Origin of the sequence: Amycolatopsis sp. Poz14 (assembly GCF_006704225.1) — a bacterium.
In the GTDB taxonomy this organism is placed as follows: Bacteria; Actinomycetota; Actinomycetes; order Mycobacteriales; family Pseudonocardiaceae; genus Amycolatopsis; species Amycolatopsis nivea.
In genome coordinates this window covers 4,830,516-4,843,262 of sequence record NZ_JACLHD010000001.1, presented here as the reverse complement: position 1 = coordinate 4,843,262, position 12,747 = coordinate 4,830,516, and the positions used below count along the sequence as shown (strand labels likewise).

Genomic DNA, 12,747 nt, shown 5'->3' with positions numbered 1-12,747 from the left:
GGCTGGTGCCTTGGCGGGCTGGCACCTTCGCGGCTGGCATCTTCGCGGGCTGGCACCTTCGCGGGCTGGCACCTTCGCGGCCTGGCACCTTCGCGGCCTGACACCTTCGCGGGCTGACACTTCGCGGGCTGACACTTCGCGGGCTGGTGCCTTGGCGGGGCTGGCGACTTCGAGGGTTGGTGTCTTTGCCGCCTCGTGCCTTTGCGGGCTGGCACCTCGGCGGGCTCGCGCCTTCGCAGTCTGGAGCCGTCGCGGGCTCGCATCTTCGCGGCCTGACGCCTTCACGGCTGGCACCCTCGCGACCTGGCGGTCTTTGGGGCCTGGCACCCATGCGGGCTCGCACCTTCTTCGCGCCCCGACGCCTTCGCAGGCTCGCATCTTCGCGGGCTCGCTCCCTCTCAGCCTGGAGCCGTCTGGCACAACTTCGCCGGTTGGCACCTTCGCGGCTGGCAACCCCGTGTCGGCCCTCGATCGCGGCACCCGGCCATCCGCCCTCGATGGCTGCGGAGCGCCTGCGCGGGCGTCGCTCGCCGTAGACTCCCCACCGTCATCCGGAGGCGAGGGGGGCCGCGGTGAGCGGTAGCAGGGTGTTGGTGGCCGGAGCGAGCATCGCGGGGCCTGCGTTGGCCCATTGGCTGCGTCGGCGGGGAGCCGAGGTGACCGTGGTGGAGCGGGCTCCTGGCTTGCGTCCCGGCGGTCAGGCGGTCGATGCGCGCGGGGTGGCCAAGGAGGTCATCCGGCGGATGGGGCTGGACGAGGCGGTGCGCGCGGCCCGCACGGACACCGCGGGTGCGCACACCGTGGACGTCGACGGGAACGTGCTGGAGACCTACCGCGCCGACGACGACGGCGGCGACGGGTACATCGCGGAAATCGAGATCCTGCGGGGAGACCTGTCCCAGGTCCTTTACGACGACACCCGCGACGGCGTCGAGTACGTCTTCGGCGACCGGATCGCCGATCTCGTCCAGGACGCGGACGGCGTCGACGTCACCTTCGCGAGCGGCGGGCAGCGGCGCTTCGACCTGGTGATCGGGGCGGACGGGCTGCACTCGGCACTGCGCGCGGCGGTATTCGGGCCGCGCGAGAAGTTCGTCCGGCATCTCGGGCTCGTGCTGGCCTTCTACAGCGTGCCCAACGAGTTCGGGCTGGACCGCTGGTTCATCGAGTACCAGGACCAGGCGTCCGCGCGGGCCGTCGGTCTGCGGCCGATCCGGGACGCCACGAGGGCGATGGCCATGTTCACCTTCCCCGCGGCCGGATTCGACGTCGATTACCGCGATGTCGAGGGACAGAAACGCCTGCTGCGCGAGCAGACGGCCGGGCTGGGCTGGCTCGCGCCGCGCATTCTCACGCACCTGGACGACACCCCGGACTTTTACCTCGACCAGGTCGCCCAGGTGGTGATGGACCGCTGGTCGGACGGCCGGGTGGGGCTGATCGGCGACGCGGCGTACAGCTCGTCGCCGATGTCCGGTGCGGGCACCGGGCTGGCTCTGGTCGGCGCCTATCTGCTCGCCGGAGAACTGGCTGCCGCCCAGTGGGATCCCGGGGTCGGGTTCGCTGGGTACGAGGCCCGGATGCGCTCGTTCGTCGAGGCCAACCAGGAGATCGGCCGGTTGCACGCGGAGAGCCGCGCCGTCCCGCGGCCGGACGCCGAACCGGCACCGGAGCCGGATATGGAGGCGTTGACCGCGCTGATCGATCGCGCGATCAACGGCGTCGAACTGCCCGACTATGCCGGGGTGCCGGACTCCGGGCCTAGCCTGCGGACCTGATCAGGCGCGGGGTCCCGCGGTGACTGGGACTGGTTCGTCGCCGGGCCGGCGCCGGGCGGTCCAGGTGTCGTAGCCGCGCATGAGGAAGCGGTGGGCGGGGCGTTCGACCAGGCGGGTGAGGGCCCAGCCGAGGACGACGCCGGTGGTGATCATGGCGGCGGTCTGCAGCAGCGGGTCGACGCCGAAGCCGGACAGCCAGTGCAGCACGAGGTAGCCGATGGCCTGGTGGATCAGGAAGACGCCGTAGGAGATCCCCGCGAACCAGGTGATCGCGCGCTGGACGAAGGCCGGGAGGAACCGGTTCCAGTCCGGGCCCGCCGCGGCCAGCGAGATCACCGCGATCCCGGTCGCGATGCCGAGCGTCGAGCCCCATTCGACGTCGATCCCGGCCGGGGTGACGGCCGCGCCGTGCAGGGCGTGCGCGGTGACGCACAGGACTTCCAGCAGCACGAATTCGGTCGTGGACACCCGTTTTTTGGTCCAGAGCCAGACCGCGATGCCGGCGACGAACAGGTGCCAGCGGTGGAATCCGAAGCCGTCGACGACGACCCGGTACCACTCGGGCGGACCGGAGATGCGCAGCGGCCACTGCGCGAGCGGGACGAGCAGGGCGGCCCACATGACGACGCGGAACTTGCGGCCGTGCCCCCAGCTGCCGCGATAGAGCAGCGCGGCGACGGTGAACGCCATGAGCTGGAGGGGAATCGTCCAGTGCGAGCCGTCGAGGAAGGGGTAGACGGCGGGTTTCCAGTTCCAGAGCATCAGCAGGTTGCCGACGAGGTCGCCGAACCGCGGGCTGAACCAGCCGGGCGGCGAGAGGTACCGCAGCGCGAAGTAGATCACGACGACGGCGGCGAGAAACGGCGGCAGCAACCGCGCGATCCGCCCCCACCAGTACCGGCCGAGCGACCCGCGCCCGATCGTGACGGCGGCGAAGTACGCGGAAATCACGAGCAGCAGGCTCGCCCCGATCTGATGCGGGAACACGAACCGCCGCGGCCCGAGCTCGGGATGCACGACGACGCTCATGAAGGTCGCGTGGTACAGCAGCACCAGCACGACGCACCCACCGCGCACGAGGTCCCAGCTGATCCGCCGGTTCCCCGAAGACACGCTCACCGGACGGAACGAGGACACGCACGCCACCGTAACTGGTCGGCTTCGCACGGTGCGGAGGGACCCTGGGGCATGGCGGGCGGGCATTTCCGGTACAGGGCGCGGGTTCGTGGTCTTCGGGCGGGGAGTCTGGCGGGGAAAGCCGTGGTGGCAGAGGGGTTTCCGGCTCGGTCGGCTCGCGAGGGGAGGGGCGGCTCGGGGTTGTCGGGTTCCGGTGAGTGAGAGGGTTTCGGTTGCGAGCAAGCGGGATTGACTCGTTGGATGTGACGGACAAATGCTTGCTTGGTTTCCGTGCACTGTGCGGTTGGCGGGGTTGGGGATGGATCGGCGGTGCGACTGAATCGGTCTTGTTCGTGTCGCACGAGCATGACCGGGCGCCACGGACCGCATGACGATTCGAGCGCACCGCGGGGTTGAGCGCTGGGGTCACTTGCGGGATGCCGCCCTCGCCGTACGACGGCCCGCTCCGGCATTCCGCTGAACCGGGACGACCGGCCCGGTTCGACCGGGCAAGCTGGCTTCCGCTCCGACCTGCTCCGGCCCTCCAGCCAGGCTCAACTCGCAGACCCGCTCGGCCGGTCGCAGCCCGCCGCCCGACACCGAGCCAGGCGCGCCCTGCGAATGCGCCCGGCCACCCGCAACCCGCCGACCGAGTCCGCCCCGCAACTGCAACCGGCCAGCCGTCGCGCGCCAGCCGAGCCCACCCCGCGCATGCGCCCGACCAGCCGCGGCCTGCCGACCGAGCTCACGCCGCGAACGCAACCGGCCAGCCGCAGCCCGCCAGCCGAGCTCACCCCGCGAACGCAACCGGCCAGCCGCAGCCCGCCAGCCGAGCTCACCCCGCGAACGCAACCGGCCAGCCGCAGCCCGCCGACCGAGTCCGCCCCGCGAACGCGCCCGGCCAGCCGCAGCCCACCAGCCGAGCTCACCCCGCGAACGCAATCGGCCAGCGCACGCTCCGCGTGCGAGACGTCGCGCGCCGCCCGGCACGGACGATCCGCCGGTCCCGGCTCTCCGCCTTGTGGGTTCGGCTCGCGCTCCCCCGTGCAGATCGGCTGACCCGGGCTGGATGATGTTCGAGTCCCTCCGCCTCCAGCTCCCGTAGACGGTCTCACGCTCCGAGCCGTGACCTCTCGCGACCAGGGCTGCTCCGGCTCCGGACGACAGTTCCAGCCCGCAGCCCGCCGGTCCCACGTGCCGGACGCGAAAGACTCCGCCCCGCGGCAACCTTCCAGGATCCCCGCCGGTCTCACGCGCCAGGCTTGAAGGCGACCTCCTTCGTGGCGACAGTGCCCGCAGTCCGGCCGGGGGCGGTTTGGTGGGTCCAATACAAGTTGGTGTGCGCGATGACCTGCGCGGGCGGCGGCGCGCCCCACTTCGTGCGGTCGCCCGTGGTGTGGGCGTCGCTCACCAAGGTCGCGTCGTAGCCGCGGACGAAGGCGCCGTGCAGGGTGGAGCGGATGCAGGCGTCCGTTTGGGCTCCGCTGACCACCAGGTGTCCGATCCGCAACTCGGCGAGGATCGACTCCAGGGTGGTGTCTTCGAAGGAATCCCCGTACGTCTTCTCCACCAAGGGCTCGGACGGCGACGGCGTCAGTTCCGGGACCAGGCCCCATTCCGGGCTTCCCTTAGCCAAGCCTTCGCCGTTGTGCTGGACCCACACCACGGGAACCTCGGCCTCCCGGGCCTTGTCCACCAGTGCGGCCACGTTCGCCACGACGTTGTCTCGTTCGTGCGAGTCCTCGACGACGCCGTTCTGGACGTCGACGACTAGCAGTGCGGTGTTCGGCCGGTTGTCGAGAGTGGTCATCGGATCTTCCCTCCAGTCAGGTACCGCTCACGCTAGCGCCGCCCACCGACAAAAAACTGTCACTCGGGGCGGAGGGCATCGTGCTGGGAGGACAGGCCGAACTCGGTTTCGAAGCGGGTCAGCAGGCGGGAGAGGAGAGCGTTCAGGTCGGACAGGTCGGCCTCGTTCAGGACCGCGTTGAACAGAGACCGTTCCCGTTCGGTGCGTTTCCGGGTGGCGGCGGCCCAGCGGGCGCGGCCTTTGCGGGTCAGGCGGACGGGGCGGCTCCGGCCGTCCGAGGACGCGGCGACTCGTTCTACCAAGCCTGCCCGTTCCAGGCGGTCGACGCGGACCGTGACGGTTCCGGAGGTGACGCCTAGGCGGTCGGCCAGTTCCTTGGGCGTGAGGACGGCCGCGCGGCCGGAGCGGTGCAACGCCGACAATGCCTGCCAATCCCCCACGCTGAAGCCGTATTCCTCCGCGACCCCGCGCAGTACCTGCTCGAACTGCCGCGACAGCCGTCCGATCCGCTGGCGGGCCGCTTCGACCTGTTCGTCCACGCCGTCGGGCATCACGGCCAGCCACTCGGGCAGGCCCGCCCCCACTGAGTCCAACTGGACACTCCCTCGATACTCAAGGTAGTTTGATTTGAGTATCAAAGTAACTGGTCCTGGGGAGGTCCGCAATGTCCGGACGCGTCTGGTTCATCACGGGAGCGAGCAGCGGATTCGGCCGCGTGCTCGCGGAAACCGTGCTGGCGCGCGGAGAAAAGGTCGTGGCCACGGCTCGCGACACGAGTGTGCTCGAAGACCTGAAGACGTTCACGGCCCGGCTGGACGTCACTGATCCGGCGTCGGTGGAAGCGGCGGTGAGCGCGGCGATCGCCGAGTACGGGCGGATCGACGTGCTGGTCAACAACGCCGGGCACGGGCTGGTCGGGGCGCTTGAAGAACTGACCGACGAGCAGGCCCGGCAGGTCCTCGAGACCAACGTGTTCGGCGTCCTCAACGTCACGCGTGCGGTGCTGCCGCATCTGCGGGCGCAGCGCAGCGGGCACATCGTGCAGTTGTCGTCGGTCGGCGGAGTCGTCGGGAACCCGGGGCACGCGCTGTACGCGACGTCGAAGTTCGCGCTCGAAGGGATGTCCGAGGCGCTCGCCGGGGAGGTCGCGCCGCTGGGGATCCGGGTGAGCCTGGTGGAACCGGGGCCGTTCCGGACGGACTTCGCCGGGCGGTCGATGACGTTCTCCGAGCCCATCGACGATTACCGCGACACCCCGGCAGGCGTGATGCGCCAACGGTTTTCCGCGCAGGACGGCGCGCAGCCGAACGATCCGGCGAAGGCCGCCGAGGCCATTCTCAAACTGGTCGACACCCCGGACGCGCCGCTGCGGCTGCCGCTCGGGCCCGAGGCGGTGGCCCGGATCCGGGCGAAGCTCGAGCAGCAGCTCGCCGATCTCGCGGCGTGGGAGGAGGTTTCGCTCGACACGCGGTATCCGGACGACTGATCGATCCAGCCGTCCGGACCGCCGGCGAGTCAGCCCACGGGGCCCTCGGCGGGCACGACGGTGACATCCTGCTGCTGACCGGTCTGGCCGACGACGGTCACCGTCAGCTTGTCGCCGGGGTGGTGCTGGTCCATCAGGGTGGTCAGCGCGGTGGGCGAGTCGACTGCTTTGCCGTCCACCGCGGTGATCACGTCGCCGGCGGCCAAGCCGGCCTTCGCGGCCGCGCCGTCGGGGACGACCTGCTGGATCACCGCGCCCGAACCGGTTCCGCCCTGCTGTTGCTGCTGTCCGGCATCGCTGACGGTCACGCCGAGGAACGCGCTCTTTCCGATGTGGACGGTGTCGGAGCCGGTGCCGCCGACGATCTGGTGGGCGAGGGAGATCGCCTGGTTGATCGGGATCGCGTAGCCCTCGTTCCCGCTCGAACCCTGGGAGCCGTCGCCCTGCGAGTCGCCCGGGGAGCCCTGCGAGCCGCCTTGGGAGCCCTGGGAGTTGTCGCCGGGGAAGCCGTTGCCGAGCCCGCCGTGGCCGCGCCGTCCGCCGCCGTTGAACTGGTACCCGGCCGACGCCGCGGTGTCCACGCCGACGACCTGGCCCTGCGCGTTCACGAGCGGGCCGCCGGAATCGCCGGACTGGATGTTCGCGTCGACCTGGATCAGGCCCTGCAGCTTCTCGGACGAGCTGTTCGATTCGTCCGACGCGGTGATCGACTGGTTCAGCGCGGTCACCCGCCCGCCGGCCGGGATCGGCGCTCCCCCGGCACCGCCCGCGTTGCCGAGGCCGACAACCGCGTCGCCGACCTTCACCGACGACGAATCGCCGAGCGTCTCCGTCGCCAGCCCGGACGCGCCGGCCAGCTTGAGCACCGCGACGTCGTGGCTGCGGTCGTAGCCGAGCACGGAGGCGGTGTACGTCTGGCCGTTGCCGATGTCGGTGACCTTGATGCTGGTCGCGCCCTCGACGACGTGGTTGTTCGTGAGCACCTCGCCGTCGGAGGTGAGCACGATGCCGGTGCCCGCCGCGGCCGCGCCCTGGTAGCCCAGCTCGGTGTTGATGTTGACGATGCCCGCGCTGACCTTCTTCGCGATCGCCTGCGGGTCGATCGCCGTGTTCGACGGGTTGGTCTGGTTGCCGATCGAGCCGAAGTTCTGGTTCCCGGACACGCCGGACGGCGCGGACGGCGTCCACACGAAATGCCCGACCCCGAGCCCGACGGCGACCGCCACCACGATCGCGCCGACCGTGACGGCCGCGGTCCGCAACGGGTGTGGTGCACGATGCCGCGGCAGCTGCTGCGTCGGATAAGGCTGACCGGCGTACTGGCCGCCCGGCTGGGGACCGTACGCGCCGGGCGGCGGAGTGCCCCAAGCCTGCTGCTGTGCCCAGCCCTGCTGGTACGGCTGCCCCGGCGAATAAGGATGCGCCTGCCCGCCGTAGCCGGGCTGTCCCTGGTCGTGCCCGCCGCGCTCCTGCTCGTTCATCGTCCGCTCCCGCGTCTCGTCACCCTCCGCCAGCTCAGCAAACACCCGCTACCTGAGATTTTCCTTGCCGTGATCCGTGCGGAAGCTGTGTACCCGGAACCGGGCACGGAAAAGCCCCGCCCGGCTCGGGAAGAGCCGGACGGGGCCCGCGGAGACCGCGCCTTCTCCGCGCCGCCGTGGTTCCGGCGGCGAGGGTGGTCAGCTCACGTGCACGTAGTCGACCACCAGCTGTTGCGGGAACTGCGTGCTGCCGTCCGGGTCGCCCGGCCAGTCGCCGCCCACCGCGAGGTTGAGGATCAGGAAGAACGGGTGGTCGTACACCCATTTCTTGCCGTTGAGGTCCGCCGGGGTGCGGGTCTGGTAGGCCTGCCCGTCGACCAGCCAGACGATCTTGTTCGGCGACCAGTCGACCGCGTAGGTGTGGAAGTCGTCGGAGAAATTCGGGCCGTTGAACGCCGCGCCGATGCCGCCCGCACCCGAGTAGCCGGGGCCGTGGATCGTGCCGTGCACGGTGTTCGGCTCCTTGCCGATGTTCTCCATGACGTCGATCTCGCCGTCGTCCGGCCATTGCCCGCCGCCGAGCATCCAGAACGCCGGCCACATCCCTTGCCCGCGCGGCAGTTTCATCCGCACTTCCATGTGCCCGTACGCCTGGCTGAATTTGCCGGACGTGTTCAGCCGCGCCGAGGTGTACTGGCACGCGCCGTACCAGCAGGTGTTGCCGGAATTCTCTTTCTTCGCGGTGATCACGAGGTGGCCTTGGCCGTCGAGCGCGCCGTTCGCCGCGCCCGCGGTGTACCACTGCCGTTCGTGGTTGTTGCCGTTGTTGTCGCCGGTTTCGTAGGTCCACTTGCTGCCGTCTGCGGGCGAACCCGCCGGGCCGTCGAAATCGTCGGAGAACCCGGCGGCCGGGGCGGCGGCGGCGGGGGCGGCGTGCCCCGCGGGCGTCAGCGCGACCGCGCCGGCGAGGGCGAGCGCCGCGGGGATCGCGAGCCGCCGCCAGCGGGAGGAGGTGGGCGTGGACGTCATTGTCATCCCTCAATCACTCGAGGGGCGGCCTGGCGGCGCCACCCCGGGTTTGTTGTGGATGGCAACAAAGTATGCCCACCAGCGCCTTCACCGGCAAGACGTCGCGTGGGTCATTTTCCGACCGCGACCGGCGAAAGGCGCTGACGGGAGGAATTCCGGGCAATCCGGGAGGGATGGACGGGCAACCGGCACCGGTCCGGGCCGAAACCGGCCTGGCGCGCCGGGCCGGTCTCGGCGAGGTCCGTGAGGGCCACCTTCACGGACGCTGATTCCCGCAGGGTTCCCCTAACGACCCGACGCCGCCGTCCGTGAGGGCCACCCTCACAGACGCTGACTCCCCCAGGGTTCCCCTCACGACCCGCCGCCGTGCGTGAGGGCCACCCTCACGCAGGGCCACCTCACGACCAGCGGCAGTGGGCCGAAAGGGTCACTCCTCGACGGACGGACGCTCCTCCAGCAGCCACAACACCCCGCTCGGCGGCAGTTGCAGCACCGCCGACGCGGGCTGGCCGTGCCACGGCTCCTCGGTCGCCTCCACCGCGCCCAGGTTCCCGACCCCGGATCCGCCGAAGGACTCCGCGTCCGTGTTCAGCACCTCGGTCCACCGGCCCGCCGACGGGAGGCCCACCCGGTAGTCGTGGTGCGGCACTCCGGCGAAGTTCGCGATGCAGGCCAGCCGCGAGCCGTCCGCGCCCAGGCGCAGGAAGCTCAGCACGTTTCCGGCCGAGTCGTTCGCGTCGATCCAGCGGAAGCCGTCGGGCCGGACGTCGCCGCTGAACAGCGCAGCGGTGTCCCGGTAGATCGCGTTCAGCTGCCGGATCAGGTCGCGCACTCCGCGGTGCAGCGGGGTTTCCAGCAGGTGCCAGTCCAGGGACCGCGACTCCGACCATTCGCGCGGCTGGCCGAATTCGCCGCCCATGAACAGCAGCTGCTTGCCCGGATGCGCCCACATGAACGCCAGCAGCGAGCGCAGCCCGGCGGCCTTGTTCCAGTCGTCGCCCGGCATCCGTTCCCACAGCGAACCCTTGCCGTGCACCACTTCGTCGTGCGACAGCGGCAGCACGAAGTTCTCGCTCCACGCGTACACGAGCGAGAAGGTCATCTCGTTGTGGTGGTACGCCCGGTGGATCGGCTCGTGCGACAGGTAGCGGAGCGTGTCGTGCATCCACCCCATGTTCCACTTGAAGCCGAATCCCAGGCCGCCCAGATGCGTCGGACGGGTGACGCCGGGCCAGGCGGTGGATTCCTCGGCGACCATCACGACGCCCGGGTGTCGCTTGTAGACAGTCGCGTTCAGCTCCTGCAGAAACCGCACCGCGTCGAGGTTTTCCCGGCCGCCGTATTCGTTCGGCAGCCACTCGCCGTCCTTGCGCGAGTAGTCGAGGTACAGCATCGAGGCGACCGCGTCCACGCGCAGGCCGTCGAGGTGGAACTCCTCCAGCCAGAACAGCGCGTTCGCGACGAGGAAGTTGCGCACCTCGTTGCGGCCGAAGTTGAACACGAGCGTGCCCCAGTCCGGCTGCTCGCCGCGGCGCGGGTCCTCGTGCTCGTACAGCGGGCTGCCGTCGAACCGCGCAAGCGCCCAGATGTCGCGCGGGAAATGCGCGGGGACCCAGTCGACGAGCACGCCGATGCCGCGCTGGTGCAGGTGGTCGACGAGGTACCGGAAGTCGTCCGGCGAACCGAAGCGCGACGTCGGCGCGTAGTAGGAGGTGACCTGGTAGCCCCACGAGCCGCCGAACGGATGCTCGGCCACCGGCAGGAATTCGACGTGGGTGAAGCCGGTTTCCTCGACGTAGTCGGCCAGTTGGTCGGCCAGTTCGCGGTAGCCGAGCCCGGGCCGCCACGAGCCGAGGTGCACCTCGTACACGCTCATCGGCGCGTCCGCCCAGTCGGTCGCCTCGCGCCGGGCGACCCAGTCGCCGTCGCCCCAGGTGTACTCCGATTCGGTCACCTTCGACGCGGTCGCGGGCGGCACCTCGGTGGCGAACGCCATCGGGTCGGCCTTCTCGTGCCAGTGCCCGTCCGCGCCGAGGATGCGGAACTTGTAGCAGCTGCCGACCGGCACGCCGGGCACGAACAGCTCCCACACGCCCGAGGACCCGAGCGAGCGCATCGGGTGGCCGCGGCCCTCCCACGCGTTGAAGTCGCCGATCACCCGCACGCCGCGCGCGGTCGGCGCCCACACCGCGAAGGACACGCCCTCGACGACGCCGTTCGGGGTGTCGTACCGGCGCACGTGCGCGCCGAGCACGTCCCACAGCCGTTCGTGCCGTCCTTCGCCGATGAGGTGCTGGTCCAGCTCCCCCACCGTCGGCAGCCAGCGGTACGGGTCGTCGGTGACGACAGTGTGGTTGTCGTAGCCGACTTCGATCCGGTAGTCGCCCGGGTGCTCCGGCAGCGTCGCGGCGAACAGCGCGTCCGCCACGCGGTCCAGCGGAACGCGGCGCTCGCCCGCGACGACCGACACCGACGTCGCGCCCGGGCGCAGCGCACGCACGACGATGTCGCCGCCGGCGGTGTGCACGCCGAGCACCGAATGCGGGTCGTGGTGCTCGCCCGCCAGCAGCCGGTCGATGTCGAGCGGAGACGGGGCCGCCGAGGGCAGATCCGCGGGGACAGCGTTCACGGGGGTCACTCGCTTCCGTCGGTGCTGCGGGCGATCGCCGCCAGCGGCACGCTCAGCCAGTCCGGCCGGTTCGCGTGCTCGTAGGCGACCTCGTACACCGCTTTGTCCAGTTCAAAGGCGCGAAGCAGGTCCGCGTGCTCCTGCGGGTCGCCGACCGGGCCGCCGGCGCGGGCGTACCCGGCGCAGAACGCGGCGCGGTTGCGGCGGGCCCATTCCATCGCGTGCCGGGTCACGTCCGCGTTCTCGGGCTGCCCGACGAGCCGCTGGTGCGCCGCGTAGTCGAAGGACCGGAGCATGCCCGCGACGTCGCGCAGCGGCGAGCGCAGCGCGTGCCGTTCCGCGACCGGGGCGGCCGGTTCGCCTTCGAAGTCCAGCAACAGCCATCCGTTGACGGTACGCAGCACCTGGCCCAAGTGCAGATCGCCGTGGATGTACTGCAGCGAGATCGGCGCCTCGTGCGCGCGCACGGCCTCGAACACCTCGCGCAGCGCGGGCGCGTGCACCGCCAGTTCCGGGACCGCCTCGGACACCTGGTCGAGCCGTTCGGTCATCGCGCGCACCGTGCGGTCCAGCTCGTCGCCGTCCGCGGGCTCGGTGCCCAGCGCGGTCGCGAGGTCCGCGTGCACCTCGGCCACCGCGGCGCCGAGCCGCTCGGACTCCCCGGCGAAGTCGCCGCCCGCCTCGGCCGCGGGCTGGTCCGGATCGGCCAGCAGGTCCCGGACGCTCGTGGTCGCCATCGCCCAGCCGTCGACCGCGTCCGGCAGGAACTCCTGCAGCATCCCCATCGTCGCGGGTTCGCCGTGCAGTTCGCCGGAGATCGAGCCGACCACGCGCGCCACGTGCTTGCAGCCCGCGCTTTGCAGCGCGCGGTGCAGCAGCAGGTCCTTGTTCAGGCCCGGGCTGAGCTTGCGGAACAGCTTGAGGATGTACTGCCCGCCGTAAACGAGCGAAGTGTTGCTCTGCTCCGCGGTGATCGGCCGCGAGCGCAGCCCGGGTTCGAGCGTCGCGTCCGGTTCCGCGGCGAACCGCAGCGTCCCGGCGGACCCGCCCGCCGCCATCCGGTCCAGCAGCCCGGCGGTGAGGTCCGCGTCGCCGCTCGCCTCGTAGAACCGCTCGCCGAGCAGCGCCGCCGACGCCACCTCGGGAACCCTGGACCGGCGGCCGACCAGCAGCTGGTACGGCTCGGTCCGGTCGCCCTGCACCACGTCGACGACCGCGTGCACCAGCAGCGGATCCGGGCCCGCCAGCACGGTGAGGCTCGCCGGGCGGACCTCGTCGACCGGCCGGTCCTTGCCCGCGAACCAGCGCTGCGCGGGCAGCCAGTCCGGCAGCAGGGCGGCCAGCGCCCCGGACAGCTCGGGAGGTTCGGGCAGGTCGGACAGGTCAGGCGGGGAACCGTGGGGTGACAGCGGACTCAC

General features: G+C 71.0%; 8 protein-coding genes and 1 pseudogene. 2 read left to right on the top strand and 7 right to left on the bottom strand.

The genetic code is table 11. From position 1 onward, the window contains the following. Window positions 1–572: 572 nt before the first annotated feature. Window positions 573–1,778 carry an FAD-dependent monooxygenase gene (locus FKO37_RS22945; protein WP_051729107.1) on the top strand — a complete coding sequence of 402 codons (1,206 nt, stop codon included), beginning with the start codon at window positions 573–575 and terminating at the stop codon, window positions 1,776–1,778. Here FKO37_RS22945 and FKO37_RS22940 read toward each other — a convergent pair whose 3' ends face one another. From FKO37_RS22940 to FKO37_RS22930, 3 genes are all read right to left on the bottom strand, one after another. Then, complete coding sequence (locus FKO37_RS22940) at window positions 1,779–2,915, bottom strand: acyltransferase (protein ID WP_238605721.1); 1,137 nt, start codon at window positions 2,913–2,915, stop codon at window positions 1,779–1,781. 1,228 nt (window positions 2,916–4,143) lie between these two features. Further along, window positions 4,144–4,704 carry a cysteine hydrolase family protein gene (locus FKO37_RS22935; protein ID WP_037815565.1) on the bottom strand — a complete coding sequence of 187 codons (561 nt, stop codon included), beginning with the start codon at window positions 4,702–4,704 and terminating at the stop codon, window positions 4,144–4,146. A 59-nt stretch (window positions 4,705–4,763) separates the two neighbouring features. After that, window positions 4,764–5,288 (bottom strand): MarR family winged helix-turn-helix transcriptional regulator, encoded by a 525-nt coding sequence (locus FKO37_RS22930; RefSeq protein ID WP_037815563.1) that lies wholly within the window; start codon window positions 5,286–5,288, stop codon window positions 4,764–4,766. An 80-nt stretch (window positions 5,289–5,368) separates the two neighbouring features. Between FKO37_RS22930 and FKO37_RS22925 the strand changes: the two genes are divergently transcribed. Further along, entirely contained in the window at window positions 5,369–6,190 is an 822-nt protein-coding gene (locus FKO37_RS22925) for an oxidoreductase (RefSeq protein ID WP_037815562.1), read from the top strand. Between the two features lie 29 nt (window positions 6,191–6,219). On the opposite strand, the gene FKO37_RS22920 is transcribed toward FKO37_RS22925, so the two are convergent. From FKO37_RS22920 to FKO37_RS22905, 4 genes and pseudogenes are all read right to left on the bottom strand, one after another. Beyond that, window positions 6,220–7,671 carry a S1C family serine protease gene (locus FKO37_RS22920; protein ID WP_037815660.1) on the bottom strand — a complete coding sequence of 484 codons (1,452 nt, stop codon included), beginning with the start codon at window positions 7,669–7,671 and terminating at the stop codon, window positions 6,220–6,222. 201 nt (window positions 7,672–7,872) lie between these two features. Then, window positions 7,873–8,700, bottom strand: a pseudogene (locus tag FKO37_RS22915) (family 16 glycosylhydrolase); the annotation flags it as partial. Between the two features lie 427 nt (window positions 8,701–9,127). Further along, complete coding sequence (glgB, locus tag FKO37_RS22910) at window positions 9,128–11,329, bottom strand: 1,4-alpha-glucan branching protein GlgB (protein WP_037815659.1); 2,202 nt, start codon at window positions 11,327–11,329, stop codon at window positions 9,128–9,130. Window positions 11,330–11,334: 5 nt separating this feature from the next. Then, complete coding sequence (locus FKO37_RS22905; RefSeq protein WP_374204379.1) at window positions 11,335–12,747, bottom strand: aminoglycoside phosphotransferase; 1,413 nt, start codon at window positions 12,745–12,747, stop codon at window positions 11,335–11,337.

Excerpts from the sequence above, each read along its gene's own strand:
- FKO37_RS22925 (WP_037815562.1), top strand. The coding sequence starts at position 5,369 with ATGTCCGGACGCGTCTGGTTCATCACGGGAGCGAGCAGCGGATTCGGC.
- FKO37_RS22935 (WP_037815565.1), bottom strand. The coding sequence starts at position 4,704 with ATGACCACTCTCGACAACCGGCCGAACACCGCACTGCTAGTCGTCGAC.
- FKO37_RS22920 (WP_037815660.1), bottom strand. The coding sequence starts at position 7,671 with ATGAACGAGCAGGAGCGCGGCGGGCACGACCAGGGACAGCCCGGCTAC.